A 22,375-nucleotide genomic window follows, 5' to 3' on the forward strand; every position below is an offset into this window, starting at 1 on the left:
GGGTGGGGTCGAGCAGGCGGTGCGGGGGTGGGTCAGCGGCCGCGGCTCTGGCGGAAGGCGCCCTTCGGGGGACGCATGTTCTTCGGGATCGCGCCCTTGGGCAACTGCGGGCGGGCGGTGAGGGCCTTCATGCGCTTGTCCAGCGCGTTCACGTCCTTGCCGCTGAGGTTGCGCGGCAGCCGCATCAGCGTCATCCGCAGCTTGCGGATCGGCAGCTCGCCCTCCTCCTGGCCGATCACGTAGTCGTACAGCGGGGCCGAGCCGATCACCTTGGCCAGCCGTCGCTTCTCCTGGCCGAGCAGCCCGCGCACCCGGGACGGGTTGCCCTCGGCCAGCAGGATCACGCCGGGCCGGCCGATGACCAGGTGCACCATGTCCATCTGCGTGGTCGAGCTGACCGCCGGGGTGACCCGCCAGTCGCCTCGCATGCTCTCCATGATCTGCGCCGCCGCGCCCGGCTGGCCCTCGGCGGCGTTCATCATCGCGCGGTTGGACCGCAGGTTGAGCACGATCAGCAGGCACAGCAGCGCGAACAGGATGCCCAGCGGGATCCAGAACCAGCCCCAGGCGAGGAACGCGACCACGGTGAGTGCGAGCGGAATGACCACCGCGGCGAAGGCCAAGGGCGCGAACCACTTGTCCTGCTTGGCGGTGAACCGGAACACCATCCCGATCTGCTTCAGCCGCTGGCCGAACGACACCTTCTCCTGGGGCTTTGCCATGGGAGCAAGTCTAGTGGTCGGCGGGACGCGCGGTGATCCGCGGGCGGCTGAGTACCTTACGCCGCCACCCCGGTCGCACCGTGCCGAGGTAAGGAGGGTGGTACGGCGAAGATCAGGCACCGCACCAATGCTTCCGGGCCACCTTCGCGCGGAGAGTCAGAGTCGGCAAGCGAGACCGACCACGAGGAGTCCGAGATGTTCGTCAACGACGCGGAGTTCCTGCTCTCCGTTCACCGTACGCACCTGGCCGAGTTGCGCGCCGACGCCGCCGCCGACCGGCTGGCCCGGAGCCTGCCGCACCGCTCCGCCCGCGGCTGGCTGAGTCGCCGGCACCGGTCCGGCCGGCCCGGCGACAGCCGCCGGTGAGCACCGCGCCGGCCGTGCCGGCCGGCACGCCGACAGACGCGCCGGCCGGCACCCCGGCCGAGGCACCCGCCGGCCCCTACCCCGTCCCACCGGGCGGCGCCGCCGCGCCACCCGGGCACACGCGAGTCGACGCCGCCGCGCCACCCGCCGTACCACCGGGGAAGCCGGACCCCGGCGGGGACGGCGGTGGCGGCGGGCGTGGCATGCTCGGTGCCGTGACCGCACGCACCGCCCGCACCGCCCTCGTCGGCCGCCAGACCGAGCTCGCCGTCCTGCGGGGCGCGTCCGCGCGGGCCCGCGCCGGCGAGCCGACCACCGTCCTGGTCGGCGGCGAGGCCGGGATCGGCAAGACCCGGCTGCTGGAGGAGTTCGGGCGCGGGGTCGGCGAGGCCCGGCTGCTGGTGGGGCAGTGCCTCGAGCTGGGCGAGGCCGGCCTGCCCTTCGCGCCGATCGCCGCGGCGCTGCGCGCGGTGCTGCGCAGTGACGGCCCGGGCGTCTTCGACGGGTACGAGGGTGAGTTCGCCCGCCTCCTGCCGGAACTGGCCCGGGGGCCGCTCGGCGCCGTGCCGCCCGTCTCCGACGCTCCTCGCGGATACCTGTTCGACCTGGTCGCCGACCTGTTCGGGCGGCTCGCCGCGGACACCCCGCTGGTGCTGGTCATCGAGGACCTGCACTGGGCCGACCGTTCCACCCGGGACCTGATCGGCTTCCTGGTCCGCGCGGCCCGCGCCGACCGCCTGCTGCTGGTCTGCACCTACCGCACCGACGAGCTGCACCGCGGCCACCCGCTGCGGCCGTTCCTCGCCGAGCTGGACCGGGCCCGGGGAGTCGAGCGGCTCGAGCTGAGCCGGCTGGACCGGGCCGGCACCGGAGCCGTCCTGGCCGGGCTGCTGGGCACCGAGCCGGCCGCCCGCGCCGTCGACGACATCCACGACCGGACGCAGGGCAACCCGCTGTTCATCGAGGAACTGGCCGCGGCCGGCGGCCCGATCGGCTGCGCCACCCTGCCGGAGACGCTGCGCGACCTGCTGCTCGCCCGGGTGGACCGGCTGCCCGAGCCGGCCCAGCGGGTGCTGCGCATCGCGGCGGCCGGTGGCACCCGGTTCGCACACCAGCTCCTCGCCGAGGTCGCCGGGCTGCCCGACATCGAGTTGGAGGACGCGCTGCGCGCCGCCGTCGCCGCCCAGCTCGTGGTGGCCGACCCGGACGGCGACTACGAGTTCCGGCACGCGCTGGTCCGCGAGGCGGTCCACGACGAGCTGCTCCCCGGCGAGCACGCCCGGCTGCACGCCCGGTGGGCCGCCGCGATCGAGGCGCAGCCCCACCTGGTCGCCGCGGGCCGCGCGCCCGTCGAGATCGCCCATCACTGGTACGCCGCGCACGACCACCCGCGCGCCCTGGTGGCCTCCCGCACGGCCGCCTGCGCGGCGGCCGACCGTTACGCGTACGCGGAGCAGAGTCGGCTGCTGGAGCGGGCCCTCGAGCTGTGGGAGCTGGTCCCCGACGCGGGCGACCGGCTCGGCATGGACCATCTCGCGCTGCTGGAGGAGACCGTCGCGGCGGCGGCCGCCGCCGGCGACTACCACCGGGTGCTCACCCTGAGCCGGGCCGCGCTGTCCGAGGTGGACGAGGCGGCCGAGCCGCTGCGCGCCGCGCGGCTGCTCGACCGGCGCGGCCGGATGTTCGCCATGCTCGGCAAGAGCGACGGCGGCGCCGAACTACGCGAGGCGTACCGGCTGGCGTCCGGGGTGCCGGAGGGCCCGGAGCGGCTGCGGCTGCTCGCCGACGTGGCCTCGCACCTGGCCCGGGTGGACCGGGTCGAGGGCACCCGGCTGGCCGCCGAGGTGCTGGCGGCGGCCCGGGCCGCCGGAATGGACCCCGCGCAGCTGCCGATGCAGCTTGCGGCGCTGCGCCGCGGCGAGGGCGCACCCGACCTGGGGCTGGCCGAGCTGCGCCGCGCCGAGGCGCTCGCCCGGGCCGCCGGGGCGGCGCCGGAACTGGTCGCCGCCCTGGTGAACATCTCCGACGTGCTGTACGAGCTGGGCCGGTACGAGGAGTCGGCCCGGGCCGCCGCCGACGGCGTGACCGAGGCGCGCCGGTTCGGGATAAGCCGTTCGACCGGGGCGTACCTGCTGTCCAACCGCGCCGAGGCGCTGCTGGCGCTGGGCCGCTGGGCGGAGACCGAGGAGGTGCTCGCCGACGCCGCGCGGATCGACCCGCCGGGCGTGACCGGCTCGCACTGGCTGCAGCTGTGCGCCGCGCTGCGACTGGCCCAGGACCATCCGGCCGCCGAGGAGACGGTCGGCCGGGCGCTCGGCTTCCTCAGCAAGGCGTACCTGCACCCGCACCAGCGGCTGCCGCTGCTCGAACTGCGGTTGGAGAGCGCCCTCGCCGCCGACGACCGGGCCGAGGCGCGGCGGGCCGCCGAGGCGGTGCTGGACGACACCAGCCTCGCCGCGCACCCCCGGTACGGCTGGCCGGTGCTCACCGCCCTCGCTCGCGTCGCCCGGAACCTCGGCGACGACGACCTGGCCGCCCGCACCGCCGCGCTGGCCGCCACGGTGCCGGCCCGCTTCCCGGCGGAGGACGCCCACGCGGCCCAGGTCGCGGCGACCCTGTCGGTGTCCCTGCCGGTCGCGGCGACCCGGTCGGAGTCGCTGCCGGCCGTCGACGGCACGGCGACCAGCGACCCGGTTCCGGCGGCGTGGCCGGTCGACGGCCGGCCGGTCGGCGCGGGCACCCTGCTCGCCGCGCCCGTCGTGCCCGCCGCACGGCGCGCCGACGGTTCCGTCGAGGCGCTCACGCGGTGGCGGGCCGCGGTCGCGGCCTGGCGCGTCGACGGCCAGCCGTACCCGCTGGGCCGGGCGCTGCTGGCGCTGGCCGAGGCGGCCGCCGCGGCCGGGGAACGGGACGAGGTGGCGACGGCGGTGGCCGAGACCGCCGCGCTCGCCGACCGGCTCGGCGCCGCGCCGCTCGCCGAGCAGGCCGCGACCCTGGCCCGCCGGGTGGGGCTACGCGGCGCGACCCGGGGTCGCCCGGGCGCCGACCTGCTCACCGAGCGCGAGCGGGAGGTGCTGCGGCTGGTCGCGGAGGGGCACAGCAACAGCCGGATCGCCGAGGAGCTGTTCATCTCGCCGAAGACGGCGAGCGTCCACGTCTCCCGCATCATCGCCAAGCTGGACGTGCGCAACCGGGTCGAGGCCGCCGCCCTGGCCCACCGCCTGGGCCTGCTCACGGACCCGACCACCCGCTAGCCCGCCAGCTGCCATCGATCATGGAGTCGTGGTGGGCGTTCGGCCCGCTCGGTGCCGTTTTGTCAGGCACCAGAACTCCATGATCGTCGGCGAGGGTCAGGAGGGCGGTAGGTAGAGGCGCCAGCCGGGCACGGTGTGCAGGGCGAATCCGGTCCGCTGGGCGTCCAGGCGGGCCGCGAGGGGGGAGCCCTCGGGGGCGAGCCAGGCGGCGTCGGGCGCCGCGTCCACCGTCCGGCGGTACGGGGCGTAGCGGTCGTGGCCGGGGCTCAGGTCGTCGTCGACGACGGCGCAGACGATGTCCTCGCCGCTGGCGAAGGTGAGCCGGTTGCAGGTCCAGTAGCCGCCGTACACGTGCCGCACGCCCCGCTCACGTAGGGCCGCCACCAGGTCGGCGTGCCGGGCCGCCTCCGCCCGGTGCGCGGGCGCGGCGGCGACCGCACCGGCGGTGGCGAACGCCGCGGAGCCGAGCGTCGCGGCGAGGACGGCGACGGCGACGCCCCGGCGCCCGTGGCCCACCCGGTCCGCCGGCCGCCGCCGGGCCGCGTCCCACACCGGCCACAGCAGCACGGGTACGGAGATCAGCAGGCAGGACAGGTACCGCGCACTCTCGACCGGGGTACGCCCGGCGGCGCTGCTGAGCGCGTACACGGCCAGCGTCGCGGCGGCCGCCCCGACCAGGGCCAGCGCGAGCGCCGCCCCGACCCGGGCGGGATCGCCGGATCCTCGGGCGTGCCCGGCGGACGCAGACCGGCCCGGCTGCCCGGCCCCGCGCAGCCGGCGCCACGCCACCACCGCGGCGGCGAGCAGGAGCAGCGGCAGGGCGGCCGACCACCAGAGCTGCCAGCCGGCGCACCGGCTCGGCGAGCAGAAGCCCATGCCCAGCGCCGGGCCGAGCACCAGCGCACCGTGCAGCCGCTCACCCCAGCCGGCCGGCTGCCCGGCCCCACCGGCGGCGAGCACGGCCGACAGCGGGCTGCGACCCGACGCCACGCTGTCGAGCAGCAGCGGGGCGGCGCCGACGAGCGCGCCGAGACCGAGCAGCGCCCCGGCCGGGCCGCGCAGCTCCCGCCACCGGAACGCCAGCAGCACCGCCCCGGCGGCCACCACGTACGGCAGGACCAGCGGATCCACCCAGATCAGCAGCCCGGCGAGGAACCCCCACACCGCCCAGCGGGGCAGCCGCCGGTCCGGCCGGCCCGCCGCCAGGTCGTACGCGAGCACGGCGAGGGCCACCCCGGCGGCGTTCATCTCCGGGTACCCGCCCCCGGCGATGAGCTGGTTCTTCACGATCCGGTCCGAGCCGGACGCGAGCAGCGCGGCGACCAGCAGCGCGTACCACCGGTCCCCGGTGAGCCGCACCGCCAGCCGCCAGGCCAGCAGCGCGAAGACCGCGTACAGGGCGAGGGTGGGCAGGCGCAGCGCCAGGGTCGACGGGCCGGCGAGCGCGACGAGCGGCGCGGCCAGGTACGCCTCCAGCGTGCCCATGTACGCCTGGCCGTAGAACCAGACCGGGAACTCCCGCCCCTGCGCGATGTGCAGCGCGGCCAGCCCTATCGTCGCCTCGTCGCTGTTCGTGGGGGGCGTGTCGTGCAGCAGCAGGCCGAGGCGGTACGCCACACCGGCGGCGAGCACCGCGAGGGCCAGCGCGTCGGGCGGCCGGGGCCACCGGGCGGCCGGCAGCGCGCGCAGCGCGGCGCGGTGCCCCTCGCGTACCCGGACGGTCATGGGCCGATCATGGCACCCGGCCGGCGGCCCGCGCGGCGCGGTGCGCCACGCGGCGGCCGGGTGTCGTCAGCCGACGGCGACCGTGCGGGCTTCGAGGGCCTGCTGGTAGAGCCGGCCGGCGCGGTACGACGAGCGCACCAGCGGCCCGCTCATCACCCCCGAGAAGCCGATCTCCTCGGCCTCCTCGCGCAGCTCGACGAACTCCTCCGGCTTGACCCAGCGCTCCACCGGGTGGTGCCGGGGCGAGGGGCGCAGGTACTGCGTGACGGTGATCAGCTCGCAGCCGGCCTCGTGCAGGTCACGCAGGGCCTGGGAGACCTCGGCGCGCTCCTCGCCCAGGCCGAGGATGAGGTTGCTCTTGGTGACCAGGCCGGCGGCGCGGGCCTGGCGGATCACGTCCAGGGAGCGCTCGTAGCGGAACGCCGGCCGGATCCGCTTGAAGATCCGCGGCACCGTCTCGACGTTGTGCGCGAGCACCTCCGGCCGCGACCAGAACACCTCGGCGAGTTGGTCGGGCACCGCGTTGAAGTCGGGGATCAGCAGCTCGACGCCGCAGCCCGGCTGGAGGGCGTGGATCTGCCGGACGGTCTCGGCGTAGAGCCAGGCGCCGCCGTCGGGCAGGTCGTCGCGGGCGACGCCGGTGATGGTGGCGTAGCGCAGGCCCATCGAGACCACCGACTCGGCGACCCGGCGCGGCTCGTCGGCGTCGAACTCGGCCGGCTTGCCGGTGTCGATCTGGCAGAAGTCGCAGCGGCGGGTGCACTGGTCGCCGCCGATGAGGAAGGTGGCCTCCCGGTCCTCCCAGCACTCGTAGATGTTGGGACAGCCGGCCTCCTGGCAGACGGTGTGCAGCCCCTCGCGCGAGACGAGCCCGCGCAGCTGGGTGTACTCCGGGCCCATCTTGGCCTTGACCTTGATCCACGGCGGCTTGCGCTCGATCGGCGTCTCGGCGTTGCGCGCCTCGATCCGCAGGAGACGCCGCCCCTCGGGTGCGGGCGTCGCGGTGCGCGCTGCCTGGCCGGTCGTCGGCGCGGAGTGCTCGATCGTCACAAAACCGAGCCTACGCCCGTCGGCGGCGGTCGATGCACGTCGGGCGACGGCCGTCACGCCCCGATTGTTGTGACGCCGGACATCACGGCGCAAAAAACACCGTCACACCTGCGGCGGGCGGCTGCTAGCGTGCGCCGCAGAGCTGTGACGGAGCCGAGTAGCGCCCCGGGCCGCCAGTTGAAGAGAGCCGCCGTTTGCTGCGAGGCGGTCTGGCGCCGGGCCGCGAAGACCCTCCCGAGCTGCGGGAAGAACGGTAAGGAAGGGCCCCTTGTCAACGCCTCCGGTAGTGGAAGGGTCCCCTCTTAACACCCAGTAGAGCCCGCCCGGCTGGCCCCGGTGAAAAGGCGACGAACGAGGCCCCCGTTCCGGCGGGGGTGAAGGTGTGGTGGCACCGCGAGGATCCCGCTCGCCCACGCCTCCCGGGGATCGCGTTGCGATTGACCAAGGAGGTAACCGCCGTGCAACGCATCCTGTCCTCCCAGCTCACCGCCCACGTCGGCGCGACCGTGCGGATCGCCGGCTGGGTCCACCGCCGCCGGCTGCTCAAGTCGGTGGCCTTCCTGATCGTCCGGGACACCGCCGGGCTGACCCAGGTGGTCGTCACCGACCCGGGCGTCCGCGCCGAACTGGCGCGACTCACCGAGGAGACGGTCGTCGAGGTCACCGGCACGGTGGTCGCGAACGGCACCGCGCCCGCCGGGGTCGAGCTGACCCGCCCGGCGGTACGCCCGCTCGGCCCACCCGCCGTCCCGCCCCCGTTCGACCTGTACCGGCCGGCGCTGACCGCCACCCTGCCCACCCAGCTCGACAACGCGCCGACCGCGCTGCGCCACCCGAGCCGCTCGGCGGCGCTGCGGATCTCCGCGGCGGCGGTGGCCGGTTTCCGGGCCGCGCTCGACGACCGCAGCTTCGTGGAGATCCACACGCCGAAGGTGGTCGCCTCCGCCACCGAGAGCGGGGCGAACGTCTTCGCGCTGGACTGGTTCGGTCGGCCCGCGTACCTGGCCCAGTCGCCGCAGTTCTACAAGCAGCTCATGGTGGGCGTCTTCGAGCGGGTGTACGAGGTCGGCCCGGTGTTCCGCGCCGAGCCGCACGACACCGTACGGCACCTGGCGCAGTACACCTCGCTCGACGCCGAGCTGGGCTTCGTCGCCGACCACCGGGACGTCATGGCGGTGTTGCGGGACACCCTGGCCGGGATGCTCGGCGCGGTCACCGACCGGGCCGGCGCCGCGCTGGCCACCCTCGGCGTGACCGCGCCGGAGGTGCCCGCCGAGATCCCGGCGGTCCACTTCACCGAGGCGCTGGTGATCGCCGGGGGGCCGGACGGCGAGCCGGACCTCGCCCCGGCCCACGAGCGGGCGCTCGGGGAGTGGGCGCGCCGGGAGCACGGGTCGGAGTTCGTCTTCGTGACCGGGTACCCGATGGCGAAGCGCCCCTTCTACACCCACCCCGACCCGGAGCGGCCGGCGTACTCCAACGGGTTCGACCTGCTGTTCCGCGGCATGGAGCTGGTCACCGGCGGGCAGCGGCTGCACCGGCACGCCGACTACCTGGCGGCGCTCGCGGCGCGTGGCGAGCCGGTCGAGCCGTACGCGGCCTACGTCGACGCGTTCCGGCACGGGATGCCGCCGCACGGCGGCTTCGCGATCGGGCTGGAGCGGTTCGTGGCGCGGCTGACCGGCGCGGCGAACGTCCGGGAGGTGACCGCCTTCCCGCGCGACCTGCATCGCCTCACCCCGTGAAAGGAGGGGCCCCTTCTTAACGCCTGCGGTAGAGGAGGGGCCCCTTGTTAACGCCCCCCGCCGGACCGCGCTCACTCGCGGGGGTTCTCCCGCAGTGGCCGTACGGCGGCGGGGACCGGTGCCCGGCCGGGCCGCAGGTAGCGGACCGCGAAGCTGCCGGTGTAGCCGAAGAGGGGTCCGAACCGTCGGTTCGTCACGGCCACCTCGATCCCGAACCGGCCGTCCCGCTCGTCGTACCACTCCCGCAGGCGGGCCTCGCCGGTCAGCGCGGCCGGGCAGCGCAGGCCACTGCGGAAGCGGTAGGCGCCGCTGCGGATGGTGAGCGCGCCGGCGGCGTCCACCCCGACGTGGAGGTCGACCGCCAGGTGCTGGTGCGTACCGAGGTAGTCGACCAGGACCCCGCGCCGTTCGCTCCAGACCATCGTGGCGTCGAAGCGGCGGCGGCGGTCCGGCGCGACCTGGAAGGTACGGACGAAGGTCAACGTCGGCCGGCCGAAGGAGTCGGTGTAGGCGTAGTTCTCGATGGTGAACGGGACACCGCAGCCGGTCTCCGGGAACAGGATGTGGCGCAGCGTGCCGAGGTGCAGGAACGGCACGGTGAAGGCGGCGCCGCGCCAGACCCGGTCCATCACGCCGGTGCCGACGCAGCCCAGGTGGGTGTCGCCGTCGACGTTGAAGCGGCGTTGGAGTTCGGGGTGGAGCCGGTCGAACTCGGTGCCCAGTGCGGTGCGGAAGACGGCGTTCACAGCTTCTCCAACAACTCGGGCGGGCGGGTGGCGAGGCGGTCCGGTGGTCGGCGGCGGCAGCGGCGGGCCGCCGGGGTGTGCGGGTGCGGCGGTAGCGCCAGCGCCAGCGCGGACGCGACGGCGACGGTCAGGGCGACCGTGGCGGCGGTCGCGCCGAGCCACCCGGCGAGGGCGCCGGTTGCCGCCGGCCCGAGCAGCCGCGCCACCGCCTCCCGGGTGGCGTTGCGCCGGGACCGTTCCGGCGGTACGCCGTGCGCGAGCCAGATCCGCAGCCGGTCGAACGACCAGGCGGTGGCCCACCCGAACACGGGACGGAAGCCGCGGTCGGCCGCCCGGCCCAGCGTCCCCCAGCGGGGTGTGTAGTCGTAGCCGGTCAGGAACCGTACGCCGGCCGGGCCGGGCAGGTAGCGCCAGTAGCCGGAACCGGTGGCGATCAGCGACCGCCGGTCGTCCGAGCCGAAACGCAGCGCCGACGTGCGGCTGCCGTCGGGCCGGTCCCGCTCGCCGGCGTGGACACCCCAGCCGGCGACGGTCATTCCGGGAAGCACGGTGGTGGCGTACCGGAACCGCGCCGGCGGCCCTCCGGGCAGCGGGTCGATCCGGCCGAAGCGGACGTCCCAGCGCCGGTGCTCGGCCGGGTCCTGGGTGACCCGCCAGACCGCGTCGACGGGCGCGTCGATGACCGTCTCGACGTAGATCGCTCGCATGCCGCCCCGCCTTCTTGAGCAGTTGCTCAAGGAAGGAGCGTAGGGAAGTTTGAGCGTTTGCTCAAGTGGCCGTCCGGGGCTACCCGGCTCCGAGCAGGTCCCAGCGGTTGCCCGCCACGTCGAGGAAGACCGCCACGCTGCCGTACGGCTCGGCGCGCGGCGGCCGCACGAACTCCACCCCGGCGGCCACCAACCGCCGGTACGTGGCGTCGAAGTCGTCCACCCGCAGGAAGAAGCCGACCCGGCCGGCCACCTGCTCGCCGACCACGGCCGCCTGCCGCTCGCCGTCGGCGCGGGCCAGCAGCAGGCCGGTGCCGCCACCCGGCGGGCGGACCACCACCCAGCGCTTCGGGCGGCCGTCGGTGGTCAGCGAGGGGGAGTCCTCGGCGAGCTCGAAGCCGAGCACGTCGGTGAAGAAAGCGATGGCCGGGTCGTACTCGGCGACGACCACGGTGACCAGATCGAGGCGCATCCGCCCGAGCGTAGGCGCCGGCCGGGCTCAGACCCCGACGACGGTACGCAGCTGCCGCTCGACCACCGGCAGCACGTCGGCGACGGTCACCGGACGGCCCAGCTCGGCGGTGAGCGAGGTGACCCCGGCGTCGCGGATGCCGCAGGGCACGATCCGGTCGAAGTACGCCAGGTCGCAGTCGCAGTTGATCGAGAAGCCGTGCAGGGTGACGCCGCGGGCGACCCGGATGCCGATGGCGGCCACCTTGCGGGCCGGACCCCGGTCGTCCTCCGGCACCCAGACGCCGCTGCGCCCCTCGACCCGGCCGGCGGTCAGACCGAACTCCGCGCACACGTCGATAAGCATCTGCTCGACGCGCCGCACGTACGCGACCACGTCGACCGGGTCGGGCAGGCGCAGGATCGGGTAGCCGACGAGCTGCCCCGGACCGTGCCAGGTGATCTTGCCGCCGCGGTCGACGTCGACGACCGGTGTGCCGTCCATCGGCCGGTCCCACGGCTCGGTGCGCTTGCCGGCGGTGTAGACGCTCGGGTGCTCCAGCAGCAGCACCGTGTCGCCGCGCTCGCCGGCCACCACCGACTCGTGCAGCCGGCGCTGCTCCTCCCAGGCGGCCTGGTACTCGAGGACGCCGGCGCGGACGGCCGTGAGGCCGGAGGTCGTCGTGGTCACGGACCAAGCCTAGTCCCGTACCCGCCGGTCACCCCCGTGCGTGAGCCGGTTCACCGCGGGCGCGGCGGGCAGTGCGCCGGTCACTCCTGCGGGATCCGCCAGACCCAGACGTCCTCGACGCGTTCCGGTTCGCCGAACAGCGCGGTGGCGGTGGCGCGGACCGCCTCCTCGTCGACGTCCCACTTCGCGCCGTGCACCCGGTCCGGGAGGACCACCGTCTCGATCCGCCAGTGCCGCAGGTCGGCCTGCACGTCCTTCGTGGTCCCCTCGGTGACGATCGGCACCGCGCCGTACCGCGCGGCCTGGTCCATCAACGCGCTCAACGGCCGTGGCGGCGGGCCGATCCGGCCCCGGCCGTCCGGCCCGCCGGGTCCGAGGAAGAACCCGGACGGGATCGCGAACTCACCCTGCCGGTGAGCGAGGGCGTACGCCTGCCAGCGCTGCCCGTCCGGGTACACGTCGAGGGCCAGCGGCACCGGCGTGAGGACCCCGCCCGGCGACACGTACTCCCGCCAGGTGCCGGAGGTGAAGAACCGCGGGATCGGCTCCCGCTCCGTCGTCAGCAGCGGGGTCGGCACCAGCGGCACCAGGGCCACCGCGAACGCGGCCACCCACGCGATCCGGGCCGGCCGGGACCGGGGCGGGTCGGCCCGCAGCGTGTCCACCGCGTACGCGAGCAGCACGCCGATCACCGGCGCCACGACCAGCGCCAGCCGGGCCGGCAGGGCGGCGTTCACCACCGGCAGGTGGCCCAGCAGGTCGAAGGGCATCGGCAGGTCGAACCGGCGGCCGTCGACCTTCGCCTCCGGCCCGAAGGACAGCAGCGTGAAGACCACCGCCACCGTGCCGAGCGCCCACAGGGTGGCCCGGCGGGGTACCCCGCCCGGCGCAGCACCCGGGGCCGCGGCGCGCCGCCACAGCAGCACGAACACGGCCACGGCGAGCAGCAGCAGCGGCAGCCCGAAGAACGAGTTCTCCTCGGTGGGGTTCGGGGCGAGGCTGGTCCGCAGCCCGGCCTCACCGGCGAGGGACCGCCGGGGGTACGCGACGTACGAGACGACGTCCTCGGAGTGGATCACCGCGTCGAATCCGGTGCCGTGGAAGCGCTGCGGACCGGCGAAGTGCAGCCACAACGGGTACGCCAGCAGCACGCCGGCGACAAGCGCGGTCACCGCGAGCCCACCGAGGAAGCCCGGCAGCGCCGCGCGTGCCTCGGCGCGGCTGGCCGGATGCAGCACCCAGACGGCGACGAAGAGACCGACGGCCAGCGCGGTGAAGAAGAGCGCCTCCGCCGCGATGGAGAAGGCCACCGCGACCAGCACGCCGAGGATGACGCCGTCGCGGACCCGGTGCCCGGGGCGGCGCAGCGCGAACGTGCGCCAGATCAGCAGCGGCACCAGCCAGCCGGCGGTCCAGTTCAGGTGGGCGTTGGCGTGCGAGACCAGGCCGGGGGAGAACCCGATGAACAACCCGCCCAGCCCGGCGGCGAGCGGGCCGCGGCCGAACTGGCGGTTGAGCAGCCAGTACCAGGCGAACGCCGTGGCGGCGAGGTTGAGGGTGAGGATGACCAGGAACGTGGCCGGCGGACCGATCAGGTACGTCAGCGGCGCGAAGACGGCCGCGTACACCGTGATCGAGGTGTTGACCGCGAGGTTCACGCCGTCCGGGACGTTGATCAGGTAGGTGAAGAGCGGGTTCTGCCCGTGGGTGAGGGCGTGCCCGCCGAACGCCAGCAGCCACTCGAACAGCGCCTGGTCGCTGGAGTTGACCGTGATCGTGCGGCCGTTCGGGTCCCGCCACAGCCCGCTGGTCACCCAGACAGCCAGGGCGAGCGCGAGGAGCGCCATGACCAGATCGGCCCGGCGGTCACGGCGGACGCGGGACGGCGCGGACGCCACGGACGGGGAGGTCGGCACGCAGCGGACGTTACCAACCCGACCCGGACACGCCGGTCAGACCTGCAAGGAAGGGCCCCCTATTAACGCCTGGCGTTGTAGAAGGGCCCCCTGTTAACAACTCCCGGCCCGGCACACACGTCCACGACGATGAATGTGTGACGCCGGCCCATGTCACCGGTTGGACACTCCGACGTAACGTCGCGGCAATTCGCGGGTGACCCAGTTCACATTCCCCGTCAGGAGGCTCCCGTGCGCCGCAACCCGTCCCTCGTCGCTCGGCTGGCCGGCGTCGCCGCCGGGCTGGTCCTGGCCGCCGCCGCGGCCGTCGTCGCCGCCACCCCCGCCCAGGCCGCCAGCCTCCAGCAGGTGACCGGCTTCGGATCCAACCCCGGCAACCTCGCCATGTACGCGTACCGCCCGGACAACCTGCCGGCCGGCGCGCCGGCCGTGGTGCTGCTGCACGGCTGCACCCAGAACGCCAGCGGCTACTTCACCAACTCCGGCTGGCGGAAGTACGCCGACCAGTGGAAGTTCGCCCTGATCGTGCCGGAGCAGAAGTCCGGCAACAACTCCAACGCCTGCTTCAACTGGTTCGAGACCGGCGACACCGCGCGGGGCCAGGGCGAGGCGCTGTCCATCAAGCAGATGGTCGACCACGCCAAGGCCAGCTACGGCGTCGCGGCCAACCGGGTGTACGTGAGCGGGCTGTCGGCCGGCGGTGCGATGAGCGCCGTCATGCTGGCCGCGTACCCGGACGTCTTCGCCGGCGGGTCCGTCATCGCCGGCATCCCGTACCGCTGCGCCACCAGCATGATCAACGCGTTCTCCTGCATGAGCCCGGGTGTCGACAAGACGCCGGCGCAGTGGGGCGACCTGGTGCGCAACGCGTACTCCGGCTACTCGGGACCGCGCCCCAAGGTGGCCGTCTGGCACGGCACCAGCGACTACACGGTGGCGGTGGCCAACGCCACCGAGTCGCGGGACCAGTGGACCAACGTCCTCGGCGTGAGCCAGACCCCGACCAGCACGTCCTCGCTGCCCGCCGGCACGAGTCTCGAGGTCTACGGCGCCGACCGGGTACGCGTCTACCGCGTCTCGGGCATGGGCCACGGCACACCGGTGGACCCGGGCTCCGGGTCGGACCAGTGCGGCACCGCGGGCGCGTACTTCCTGGACACCATCTGCTCGACGTACCGGGACGCGGTCTTCTTCGGCCTGAACGGCGGCGGCCCCACGCCGACCCCCACGGCCAGCCCGACCGCGTCGCCCACGCCCAGCCCGACGCCGACGACCAGCCCGACGTGCGTCACCGCGAGCAACTACGCGCACGTCACCGCCGGCCGCGCCTACCACTCCGGCGGGTACGCCTACGCGAACGGCTCCAACCAGCGGATGGGCCTCTACAACACCTTCTACAGCACCACGCTGAAGCAGACCGGCCCGAACTACTGGGTGATCGGCTGCTGAGCGGCACCTGTTAAGAAGGGCCCCTTCTACAACGCGAGGCGTTAAGAAGGGGCCCTTCCTTACTCCGTGAGCGCGGCGTGCAGGGCGCTGGGCAGGTCCGGGTGCCGGTACGCGAAGCCGGCCTTCGTCAGCACCCCGGGCAGGACCCGGCTGCTGCTCAGCGCCTCGACCGAGAAGCCACCCAGGACCACCTTGAGCGCCAGCGCCGGGATCGGCATGATCGCCGGCCGGCTTAGTTGCCGGGCCAGCTCCCGGGTGAACTCCTTGTTCGTCACCGGCGCCGGACCGACCAGGTTGACCGGGCCGGCGATCTCGTCGGAGTCGAGCAGGAAGCGGGTGGCGGCCAGCCAGTCCACCATCGAGATCCACGGCCACCACTGCCGTCCGCCGCCGAGCGGCCCGGAGATGCCGAGCCGCATCGGCAGCAGTTGGGGCTTGAGCATCCCGCCGTCGCGGTGCAGCGGCAGGCCGATCCGCATGCGTACCACGCGTACGCCGGCGTCCTCGGCGGGTCGCGTCGCGGCCTCCCACACCCGGCAGACGTCGGCGAGGAAGCCCTCGCCGGCCGGTGCGTCCTCCTCCACGGCACGGTCGCCGGTGTCCCCGTACCAGCCCACGGCAGAGGAGTTCAGCAGCGCCCGGGGCCGGTCGGCGGCGGGCAGCCCGGCGATCGTGATCGCCAGCGTGGTGGTGGTGTCCACCCGGCTGGACCGGATGACCCGCCGGTACTCGTCGGTCCACCGGCGGTCGCCCACCCCGGCACCGGCCAGGTTCACCACCGCGTCGGCCTGCGCCACGACCGCCGGGTCGAGCTGCGCGGCGGACGGGTTCCACTGCCGCTCGTCGGCGCCGCGCGGTGGCCGCCGGACCAGCCTGGTCACCTCGTGCCCGTCGGCGGTGAGCAGGTCGGCCAGCCGGGTGCCGAGGAAGCCGGACGCGCCGGCCATGAGGATCCGCATACTCATATCTTCGGGTACGCATGTCGATCCGGATGCGTTGAGCGGGTCACACCCCGAATTCGGCCGGTGCCGGTCGCAGGTCGGCGAGGAGGCGTTCCACCTGGGCGTACGCGTCCGCGGGAAGCGGACCGACGGCAAGCGTGCCGATGTTCTCCGCGGCCTGCGCCACCGACCGGCAGCCCGGGATCGGGACGGTCCGCGGGCTGCGGGCCAGCAGCCAGCCCAGCGCGCCCTGGGCCAGGGTGCGGCCGTCGGCGGTGAGCGCCGCCCGGATCTGCGCCACCCGCTCCGCCCACTGCGGGGTGGGCCGGCCGTCGGTGAACCAGGCCAGCCACTCCGGCGCCCGCCCGCGTACGTCGTCGGCACCGACCGCCCGGGTCGAGCCGGTGAGCAGACCCATCGCCAGGGGTCCACGGTTGACGCTGGCCAGGTCGAGGCGCTCGCAGACCGCGAGCATCGCGGCGTTGTCGGCCAGCACCGACTGGTCGTGCTGGATGGCCACGCAGTGCGGGCCGGCCGCCGCGAACGCCGCCGCCGACTCCGGGTCGTCGGTGCTCCAGCCGTACGCCCGGATCTTGCCCTGGGTGACCAGGCCTTCCAGGGTGTCGACCAGGTCGAGCGCGGCGGGCACCGGCAGTTGGTTGATGTGCAGCTGGTACAGGTCGACGTGGTCGGTGCCGAGCCGGCGCAGCGACTCCTCGAGGCTCGCCACCGCGTAGCCCGGGCTGTGGTCGGTGCCGGTCCACCGGCGGGTCGCCTCGTCGGAGCGGTTGCCGAACTTGGTGGCGATCACCGCCCGGTCGCGGCGGCCGGCCAGCGCCCGCCCGAGGATCCGTTCGCTGTGCCCGGCGCCGTAGTTGCTGGCCGTGTCGAAGAGCGTGGCGCCGAGGTCGAGCGCGGCGTGGACGGTGCGCACCGACTCGTCGTCGTCGACCTCGCCCCAACCGAACGGCTGCCCGCCGTCGCCCCACAGTGGCCCGCCGATCGCCCAGCAGCCCATGCCGATCGCGCCCACCTCGATACCGCTGCGGCCCAGTGTCCGTGTCATCGTCATGTGGACAGCTTTCAACCTGGAGCGCACTCCAGGTCAAGCGGTACGGTGCGGAACATGTACGCACCCTCCGAGGCGGCCCGGCGCAGCGGCTTCAGCCTCGACACCCTCCGGTACTACGAGAAGATCGGCCTGCTCAGCGTCGGTCGCACCGCCGGCGGCCGGCGGATCTTCACCGACGACGACCTGGGCTGGCTGGAGCTGTTCCGCTGTCTCCGCGACACCGGGATGCCGATCGCGGAGATGTGCCGGTACGCCGAGCTGGCCCGCGAGGGTGCGCACACCGCCGGCGAACGGCAGGCCCTGCTGGAGCGCCACGCCGAGCGGGTCGAGGAGCAGATGCGCCTGCTCCAGCGCCAGTACGACCACCTCCGCGCGAAGATCCGGTACTACGAGGGGCTGCCCGGCTCGCACTGAACGAGCCCTGCGGGAACGGATGATGGTCAGCCGGTCTCCGGGGCCGGTTCAGACCGGCTGAGCATCATCCGTTCAGGAGGCTCGGGCCGCTGCGGCGGTCCGGTCGGCGACCCCGGGTCACGTCGACGGTTCGCCGGGGCCGGGTTCGTGCCAGCGGGACCGCCAGGCGGCCTCGTGCGCCTCGTGGGTGGTGCGCTCGGCCAGCACGGCTTCGTTCAGGGCGTCCCGGGCCTCGGCGTAGACCACCACCTCGGTGGCGACGAGACCGACGCAGATGGCGGTCAGCAGGGTGAGGGCGGCCAGGCCGGGCAGGTGCGCGGCGACCGGGATGCTCGCGGCCAGCGCCAGTACCGCGCCGACCCGGGTCCACGACAGGGTGTGCAGCGTGCGGAGCTGGAACAGCATGTTCGACGCCAGGTAGCAGATCACCCCGCCGAAGAGCAGCGGCACGGCGGGACCGTGCGCCGGATCCGTGATCGGGATCTTCGGGTCGGCGATCTCGTGCACGATCTCCTCGGCGCCGAGCGCGAACAGGATGATGCCGGCGATCATCGGCAGGTAGAGGTACGCGTACGCGTCGCGGGCCATCGCCACCCGTGGGCCGTCCTTCGCCGCGTGCAGGGCGATCCGCGCGGCCGGGCCGATCATGTCGTAGTGCGCCCACCAGAGGGCGGCGGTGAACACGATGCCGAGCACGGCCGCCGCGACGGCGGGCCAGGTCGGCGGCTGGCCCAGCAGGTTGCTGCCCACGCCGACGGAGATGACCGACTCGCCCAGGGCGATGATCAGGATGAGGTCGTAGCGCTCCGTCCAGTGCTCGGCCGACGTGACGCCCCAGCCCCAGGTGCCGACCAGGATGCCGGTCGTGTACTGGAGGAGCACCACGGTCAGCCACAGGCCGTCCCGGGCCATCGTGGCCGCGCCCGGATCGTTGATCACCGACGGCACCATGGCCGCCGCGATCAGCAGCGCGGTGCTGAACACCACCTCCGGTGCGAAGCGGTACAGCTGCCGCCGCTCGTCCGGGCTGTCGTGGGTGACGTGCCAGAAGAGCAGGAAGTGCACGGCCCGGATGACGATGTAGCTGAGCGCGACGACCGCCGGCCCGGCGGCGCCCTCCCTCGGGTCGCCGAACGCCTGCGGGAGGGCCAGCGCGAAGCAGAACAGCGCGGCCATCCCGACGACCATCAGCACCGGCACGAAGCCCACGCCGAGCCGCACCCGGGTGGCGACGACGCTGTGGATGACCCAGGCCCACCAGAGCACGGCGAGCACGAGCAGGGCGTGCAGCAGCGTCCGGCCGGTGATGTGGGCGGCGGTGGCCCGGGTGATGATGAAGAAGGAGAAGACGAAGACCAGGTCGAAGAAGACCTCGAACTTGTCCACCCGGGCACCGGGGGCTATCGCCATCGCGGGGCCGAGCCGCCCCCGTAAGCCCTTCCCGCCCACCCGACCACTGTCCCAGCGGCCGGGATCGCGCGGGCGGGAATCGGCTCAGCCGGTGGGCCGGTAACGCAGACCGTCCATCAGCAGGTCCAGCAGTCGCCGGGCCTGGTCACGCTGGTCGGGACCGCCCGCGGCGAGGGAGACACCGCTCAGGCCGGCGAGCACGTCGGCCGGGTCGACGTCGGCGCGTACGGTGCCGGCCGCCGCGCCCGCCGAGAGCAGCCGGGTCAGGGCGGCGATCAGGAGGTCTCGGCTCTGCGCGTACGGGTTGGTGCCGGCGGCGATGACCAGCCGCAGGGCGTCGGCCATGCCGCGCTTGGTCGACAGGTACTCGATGAACCGGTCCATCCACGCCCGGGTCGCCTCGTCCGGTGGCAGCCGCTCCAGCAGGTCCCCGGCGGCGTCGCAGAGCTTCGCCAGCTCGTTGCGGTAAGCCGCCTCGACGAGCGTCTCCCGGGTGGGGAAGTGCCGGTAGAGGGTGCCGATGCCGACCCCGGCGTCCTTGGCGATCGCGTCCAGTGTCACGTCGGCGCCGGCCTGCGAGAACGCCCGGACCGCCGCCTCCAGCAGCCGCTCGCGGTTGCGGCGCGCGTCGGCGCGCAGCGGTCGAGGGTCGGGCACGGCTCCTCCTGGCGCTCGGCGGGGCCCGGTGGCCCGCCGCCGACGGTACGCGGGGACGCGGCGGCGGCTCCGGCCGGCCCCGATCGCACGACGGGTTGGCAAACGGAGGATCCTCCGTTTAGAGTCGGATCGTAGCGGAGGACCCTCCGCTTCTGATGGTAGCGGCCGGGCCGAGACCCGGCGCACACCTGCGACCCAGGGACGGATCATGACCACCAGCACGCCTGTCCGCACCCCGTTCGGCGCGGAGTCCACCGCCCTCGAGGTGATCCAGGGCATCGACCTCACCGGCCGCCGGGCCGTCGTCACCGGCGGCGGATCCGGCATCGGGGTGGAGACCGCCCGCGCGCTAGCGTCCGCCGGCGCCGACGTGACCCTCGCCGTCCGCAACCCCGACCAGGGGCGGCGCGCCGCCGAGGAGATCGCCTCGACGACCGGCAACGACCGCTTGCTGGTCGCCCCGCTCGACCTGGCCGACCCGGAGTCCGTCGCCGCCTTCGTCCGGACCTGGGACGGTCCGCTGCACATCCTGGTGAACAACGCGGGCATCATGGCCGCGCCCGAGATGCGCACCCCGCAGGGCTGGGAGCTGCAGTTCGCCACCAACCACCTGGGCCACTTCGCGCTGGTCGCCGGGCTGCACCGGGCCCTCGCGACGGCCGGGGGAGCCCGGATCGTCTCGGTCAGCTCGGCCGCGCACCTGCGGTCCCCGGTCGTCTTCGAGGACATCCACTTCCGGCAGCGGCCGTACGAGCCGTGGGCCGCGTACGGGCAGTCGAAGACCGCGAACGTGCTCTTCGCCGTCGAGGCCACCCGGCGCTGGGCCGGCGACGGCATCCTCAGCAACGCGCTGATGCCCGGGGCGATCCGCACCAACCTCCAGCGGTACGTCACCGACGAGGAGCTGGCCCGGATGCGCGCGGCGAGCGGCGGCGCGACTGCCGTCGCGTGGAAGACCGTCGAGCAGGGCGCCGCCACGTCGGTCCTGGTGGCCACGTCACCGCTGCTGGAGGGCGTGGGCGGGCGCTACTTCGAGGACTGCCAGGAGGCCGGCCCGAACCAGCCCGGCACCCGCGCCGGGTACGCGCCCTACGCGCGCGATCCCGAGGCCGCCGAGCGGCTCTGGGCGGTCTCCGAGGAGACGCTGCGCGGCTGACCCGGCGGTACGACGGAGGGCTCCCCGGATCACCGGGGAGCCCTCCGTCGTCGGACCGGGTGTTACAGGCCCAGCTCGGCCTCGAAGTTGCCGGCCTCCAGCCGCTCCTTCACCGCGACCAGGAAGCGGGCGGCGTCGGCGCCGTCGATCAGCCGGTGATCGTACGACAGGGCCAGGTAGACCATCGACCGGACCGCGACGACCTCGCCCAGCTCCGGGTCGTTGACCACGACCGGGCGCTTGACCACCGCACCCGTGCCGAGCATCGCCGACTGCGGCGACGGGATGATCGGGGTGTCGAACAGCGCGCCGCGGCTGCCGGTGTTGGTCAGCGTGAAGGTCGCGCCGGCGATCTCGTCCGGGCTGATCTTGTTGGTCCGGGTGCGCTCGGCCAGGTCGGCGACCCGCTTGGCGATGCCGCCCAGGTTGAGGTCCCCGGCGTTGTGGATGACCGGCACCAGCAGGCCGCGCTCGGTGTCCACGGCGATGCCGAGGTGCTCCGCGTCCGGGTAGGTGATCGTCCCGCCCGCCAGGTCCATCCGGGCGTTGACGATCGGGTACGTCTGGAGGGCCTCGACGGCGGCGAGGGCGAAGAACGGCAGGAAGGACAGCTTCACGCCGTGCCGTTGCTGGAACGACTCCTTCGCCCGCGCCCGCAGCTTGGCGATCTTGGTGACGTCGACCTCGATCACCGTGGTGAGCTGCGCCATCTCGTGCAGCGACTCGTGCATCCGCTTGGCGATGGCCGCGCGGATCCGGGGCAGCTTCTCGGTGGTGCCACGCTTGGCGCTCGGCGTCGGCTTGGCGGCCGGCTGCGCCGGTGCCGCCGCGGCAGCGGGCTGCGCGGCCGGTGCCGGGGCGGCCTTGGCCGCGCGGGCCTGCTCGGCCGCCGCCAGCACGTCCTGCTTGCGGATCCGGCCACCGACCCCGGTGCCGTTGACCGTGGACAGGTCCACGCCGTGCTCACCGGCCAGCTTGCGGACCAGCGGGGTGACGTACCCGGCGGCCTCCTCGCCGCCCGGCACCGACGGCCGCTGCTGCGGCGCGGGGGACGGCGGGGTGGCGGCCTGCTCGGCCTTGGCCGGCTCGGCGGCGACCTCGGCCTCGGCGGCCGGCTCGTTGTAGGACATGCCCGGGGTCGGCTCGCTGACCTGCGGCTCGGGCTGCGGCTCCGGCTTCGGGGCCTCGGCCTTCGGCTCCGGCTTCGGGGCCTCGGCCTGCGGCTCGGGCTTCGGCTCCGGCTTCGCCTCGGCCGGGGCGGCGCCGGCCGCGCCGACGATCGCCAGCGTCGCGCCGACCTCCGCCGTCTCGTCCTCGGCGACGGTGATCTCCAGGACCGTTCCGGCCACCGGCGAGGGGATCTCGGTGTCCACCTTGTCGGTCGACACCTCCAGCAGCGGCTCGTCGACCTCGACGGTGTCGCCGACCTGCTTGAGCCAGCGGGTGACCGTACCCTCGGTGACGCTCTCGCCCAGCGCCGGCATCTTGACCGGGGTGCCCTCACCCGACGGCGCCGGGGCGGCCTCGGCCGCCGGCTGCTCCTGGGCCGGCTGCTCCTGGGCCGGCTGCTCCGGCTCCGGGCCGGTGCCCTCCGCGGCGGCGGTCGGCTCGGGCTCCGGCGCGGCCTCCTGCTGCGGCGCGGCCTCGCCACCGCCGGCGGCCCCGCCCTCACCGTCGATCACGGCCAGCTCGCTGCCGACCTCGGCGGTCTCGTCCTCGCCGACCACGATCCGGGTCAGCACGCCGGCCGCGGGGGACGGGATCTCGGTGTCCACCTTGTCGGTCGACACCTCGAGCAGCGGCTCGTCGACCTCGACGGTGTCGCCCTCCTGCTTGAGCCAGCGCGTGACGGTGCCCTCGGTGACGCTTTCGCCGAGCCGGGGCATGGTGACCGATACCGGCAT

The 22,375-nt window shown here is 74.4% G+C and carries 19 protein-coding genes; 6 read left to right on the plus strand and 13 right to left on the minus strand.

The window, feature by feature from the left end; all coding sequences use genetic code 11:
• Positions 1–32: 32 nt before the first annotated feature.
• Positions 33–722: a DUF4191 domain-containing protein gene (locus ABTW87_RS05320; protein ID WP_350648708.1), complete on the minus strand. Its 690-nt coding sequence runs from the start codon at positions 720–722 to the stop codon at positions 33–35.
• Positions 723–917: 195 nt separating this feature from the next.
• Between ABTW87_RS05320 and ABTW87_RS05325 the strand changes: the two genes are divergently transcribed.
• Together ABTW87_RS05325 and ABTW87_RS05330 are read left to right on the plus strand one after the other, a co-directional pair.
• Positions 918–1,088 (plus strand): hypothetical protein, encoded by a 171-nt coding sequence (locus tag ABTW87_RS05325; protein WP_350648709.1) that lies wholly within the window; start codon positions 918–920, stop codon positions 1,086–1,088.
• Between the two features lie 215 nt (positions 1,089–1,303).
• Entirely contained in the window at positions 1,304–4,342 is a 3,039-nt protein-coding gene (locus tag ABTW87_RS05330; RefSeq protein WP_350648710.1) for a helix-turn-helix transcriptional regulator, read from the plus strand.
• Positions 4,343–4,438: 96 nt separating this feature from the next.
• On the opposite strand, the gene ABTW87_RS05335 is transcribed toward ABTW87_RS05330, so the two are convergent.
• Together ABTW87_RS05335 and lipA are read right to left on the minus strand one after the other, a co-directional pair.
• Positions 4,439–6,067, minus strand: a complete 1,629-nt coding sequence (locus ABTW87_RS05335) for a hypothetical protein (protein ID WP_350648712.1) — start codon at positions 6,065–6,067, stop codon at positions 4,439–4,441.
• Between the two features lie 66 nt (positions 6,068–6,133).
• Positions 6,134–7,174 carry a lipoyl synthase gene (gene lipA / locus ABTW87_RS05340; protein ID WP_350648714.1) on the minus strand — a complete coding sequence of 347 codons (1,041 nt, stop codon included), beginning with the start codon at positions 7,172–7,174 and terminating at the stop codon, positions 6,134–6,136.
• A 401-nt stretch (positions 7,175–7,575) separates the two neighbouring features.
• Here lipA and aspS point away from each other — a divergent pair, with 401 nt between their 5' ends.
• Positions 7,576–8,862: an aspartate--tRNA(Asn) ligase gene (gene aspS, locus ABTW87_RS05345; protein WP_350648716.1), complete on the plus strand. Its 1,287-nt coding sequence runs from the start codon at positions 7,576–7,578 to the stop codon at positions 8,860–8,862.
• Positions 8,863–8,933: 71 nt separating this feature from the next.
• On the opposite strand, the gene ABTW87_RS05350 is transcribed toward aspS, so the two are convergent.
• From ABTW87_RS05350 to ABTW87_RS05370, 5 genes are all read right to left on the minus strand, one after another.
• Complete coding sequence (locus ABTW87_RS05350) at positions 8,934–9,608, minus strand: DUF4166 domain-containing protein (protein WP_350648718.1); 675 nt, start codon at positions 9,606–9,608, stop codon at positions 8,934–8,936.
• Positions 9,605–10,315 carry an SRPBCC family protein gene (locus ABTW87_RS05355; protein WP_350648720.1) on the minus strand — a complete coding sequence of 237 codons (711 nt, stop codon included), beginning with the start codon at positions 10,313–10,315 and terminating at the stop codon, positions 9,605–9,607. Before ABTW87_RS05355 ends, ABTW87_RS05350 begins: the two co-directional genes overlap by 4 nt.
• Before the next feature lie 79 nt (positions 10,316–10,394).
• Entirely contained in the window at positions 10,395–10,787 is a 393-nt protein-coding gene (locus tag ABTW87_RS05360; RefSeq protein WP_350648721.1) for a VOC family protein, read from the minus strand.
• A gap of 27 nt (positions 10,788–10,814) precedes the next feature.
• A complete protein-coding gene (gene lipB / locus ABTW87_RS05365; protein ID WP_350648723.1) occupies positions 10,815–11,456 on the minus strand; it encodes a lipoyl(octanoyl) transferase LipB in 642 nt (213 codons plus the stop codon).
• An 80-nt stretch (positions 11,457–11,536) separates the two neighbouring features.
• Entirely contained in the window at positions 11,537–13,372 is a 1,836-nt protein-coding gene (locus ABTW87_RS05370) for a DUF6311 domain-containing protein (protein WP_350648725.1), read from the minus strand.
• A gap of 231 nt (positions 13,373–13,603) precedes the next feature.
• Here ABTW87_RS05370 and ABTW87_RS05375 point away from each other — a divergent pair, with 231 nt between their 5' ends.
• Positions 13,604–14,821, plus strand: a complete 1,218-nt coding sequence (locus ABTW87_RS05375) for an extracellular catalytic domain type 1 short-chain-length polyhydroxyalkanoate depolymerase (RefSeq protein ID WP_350648727.1) — start codon at positions 13,604–13,606, stop codon at positions 14,819–14,821.
• A 59-nt stretch (positions 14,822–14,880) separates the two neighbouring features.
• Here ABTW87_RS05375 and ABTW87_RS05380 read toward each other — a convergent pair whose 3' ends face one another.
• Complete coding sequence (locus ABTW87_RS05380) at positions 14,881–15,780, minus strand: TIGR01777 family oxidoreductase (RefSeq protein ID WP_350648729.1); 900 nt, start codon at positions 15,778–15,780, stop codon at positions 14,881–14,883.
• Between the two features lie 46 nt (positions 15,781–15,826).
• Positions 15,827–16,834, minus strand: a complete 1,008-nt coding sequence (locus ABTW87_RS05385) for an aldo/keto reductase (RefSeq protein WP_350648730.1) — start codon at positions 16,832–16,834, stop codon at positions 15,827–15,829.
• 54 nt (positions 16,835–16,888) lie between these two features.
• Between ABTW87_RS05385 and ABTW87_RS05390 the strand changes: the two genes are divergently transcribed.
• The gene (locus ABTW87_RS05390; RefSeq protein WP_350648732.1) at positions 16,889–17,248 is read left to right on the plus strand and encodes a MerR family transcriptional regulator; all 360 of its coding nucleotides are present in this window, start codon (positions 16,889–16,891) and stop codon (positions 17,246–17,248) included.
• Between the two features lie 117 nt (positions 17,249–17,365).
• On the opposite strand, the gene ABTW87_RS05395 is transcribed toward ABTW87_RS05390, so the two are convergent.
• Positions 17,366–18,697, minus strand: a complete 1,332-nt coding sequence (locus ABTW87_RS05395; protein WP_350648734.1) for a low temperature requirement protein A — start codon at positions 18,695–18,697, stop codon at positions 17,366–17,368.
• A 45-nt stretch (positions 18,698–18,742) separates the two neighbouring features.
• Positions 18,743–19,315 carry a TetR/AcrR family transcriptional regulator gene (locus ABTW87_RS05400; protein ID WP_350648736.1) on the minus strand — a complete coding sequence of 191 codons (573 nt, stop codon included), beginning with the start codon at positions 19,313–19,315 and terminating at the stop codon, positions 18,743–18,745.
• Positions 19,316–19,523: 208 nt separating this feature from the next.
• Here ABTW87_RS05400 and ABTW87_RS05405 point away from each other — a divergent pair, with 208 nt between their 5' ends.
• Complete coding sequence (locus ABTW87_RS05405; RefSeq protein WP_350648738.1) at positions 19,524–20,471, plus strand: SDR family NAD(P)-dependent oxidoreductase; 948 nt, start codon at positions 19,524–19,526, stop codon at positions 20,469–20,471.
• Positions 20,472–20,533: 62 nt separating this feature from the next.
• On the opposite strand, the gene sucB is transcribed toward ABTW87_RS05405, so the two are convergent.
• Positions 20,534–22,375 carry a 2-oxoglutarate dehydrogenase, E2 component, dihydrolipoamide succinyltransferase gene (sucB, locus tag ABTW87_RS05410; protein WP_350648740.1) on the minus strand — a complete coding sequence of 614 codons (1,842 nt, stop codon included), beginning with the start codon at positions 22,373–22,375 and terminating at the stop codon, positions 20,534–20,536.

The organism is Micromonospora sp. NPDC126480 (assembly GCF_040302465.1).
Lineage (GTDB): Bacteria > Actinomycetota > Actinomycetes > Mycobacteriales > Micromonosporaceae > Micromonospora.